This window comes from Mesorhizobium sp. M0119 (genome assembly GCF_040322615.1).
In the GTDB taxonomy this organism is placed as follows: domain Bacteria; phylum Pseudomonadota; class Alphaproteobacteria; order Rhizobiales; family Rhizobiaceae; genus Mesorhizobium.
This window is the reverse complement of sequence record NZ_JAMYTU010000100.1, coordinates 1-1,452: the sequence shown is the minus strand read 5'-3', so window position 1 is coordinate 1,452 and position 1,452 is coordinate 1. Positions and strand designations below refer to the sequence as shown.

At 60.4% G+C, this 1,452-nt stretch carries 1 protein-coding gene; it reads right to left on the bottom strand.

The genetic code is table 11. From position 1 onward, the window contains the following. Window positions 1–283: 283 nt before the first annotated feature. Window positions 284–1,321, bottom strand: a complete 1,038-nt coding sequence (locus NKJ40_RS31730) for an IS110 family RNA-guided transposase (RefSeq protein WP_352469383.1) — start codon at window positions 1,319–1,321, stop codon at window positions 284–286. Window positions 1,322–1,452: the final 131 nt, after the last annotated feature.

Sequence of the window (1,452 nt, the reverse complement as noted above, 5' to 3'; positions counted from 1 at the left end):
CTGAAGCACTTCTCTATTCGGCATGTTGAGGTCAAGCGCTTTCGAGCTTGCGGCTTCTCCGGCGTTTGACGTCTTTCGCGGGGCCTCGCTTCTCTACGGGATCGGCTTTAGCCCTCCCAGCATGGGATCAGGAGAATGAAGCGGCACAATCTGATTCGCGGCCTGATCGGCTGCAGTGAGCGACCGGTCCGAGTGCTTCAACGAACTCGCCTCATCCATCGTCCCGCGAAGGACGTGCTTCCGCCGGTGGCGGAACTTGTCTCTCTCCTTACGGCCTTCCCGGTCAGATAGCGGCTGGCGAGGCCTCCCGCGTCCAGCGGAATTCGGTGCCGTCCACCCACATGCGGTGCATGATGACCGCCAGCCGGCGGGCGAGTGCCACGATCGCTTTTCGCAGACCGCACCGCTTGGCGACATTCATCGCCCACGCCTTCAGCCATGACCACTTCTTGACGCGCGTTAGCATCACTTGGGCGGCTTCGTAGAGCAAGGTGCGCATCATCCCGTCGCCGCACAGCGAGACGCGACCGACGCGGTGACTTTCACCTGATTGGTTGAGCACCGGCGTCAGTCCCAGGATGAACCCCACCGTTTTGGAGTTTCTGAATCGCTGTGGAATGTCGATCGTCGCGGTATAAGCCAGCGCCACCACAGGACCAACGCCGGAGATCGTCATCAAGCGCCGACAGACCTCATCGTCCCGCACGATTCTCAGAAGTCTGCGATGTAGAACTGTAAACTGTTCTCGCAGCTTGCAGCGCGCCTCCAGCAGCGGCGTGACAATTTCGGCCAGTTCACAGCGTCCTTCGACGAGCTCGCGAATCCGATCCTCAAACTTGACGGTCCCGACGACGCCAACCTTGAGCCCAAAATTGCGCAACAGGCCGCGCAGGTCGTTCTCGATGGCGAGGGCCTTGTCCTGCAGCAGCTTGCGCGCCGTCAGCAGCGCGCGGCGCTTCTGGCTCGTCAGCGTCTTGACATGCACCGGGCGGAACAGGTTGACGCGCATCATCTGTGCGATGCCGCGCGCATCATTGCGATCCGTCTTGTTCGGCCGCGCCTTGAGGAATGCCTTGGTGTGTCGGGTCTCGATGCAGATTGCCGGCAAACCGGCCCTGGCCAGGCCTTCGAACAGCCATTGCGACAACGGTCCGGCCTCGAGCCCGATCCGCTCGATGCGCAAGGCGGGATCTTTCAGAACCGCGGTGAGGTCGTCGGGGTGGCTGACCACCTTGACCTCGCGGCAGATCTTGCCAGTTTCATCGACAATGCAAACGGCGGTCTCTTTTACCGAGATATCCAATCCGGCATAATGCTTCATGCTGCGTTTCCTTTCCTGATGCTTGTGGCTGTAGCTGCAGACCACGTTCTATCATCAGCTCGGAGCGCAGCACCTCCGTCCATCACCGTCGAAGATGGGGCTCAAGCCGAATATCCCATCTGATTCAATCT

Excerpts from the sequence above, each read along its gene's own strand:
- NKJ40_RS31730 (WP_352469383.1), bottom strand. The coding sequence starts at position 1,321 with ATGAAGCATTATGCCGGATTGGATATCTCGGTAAAAGAGACCGCCGTT.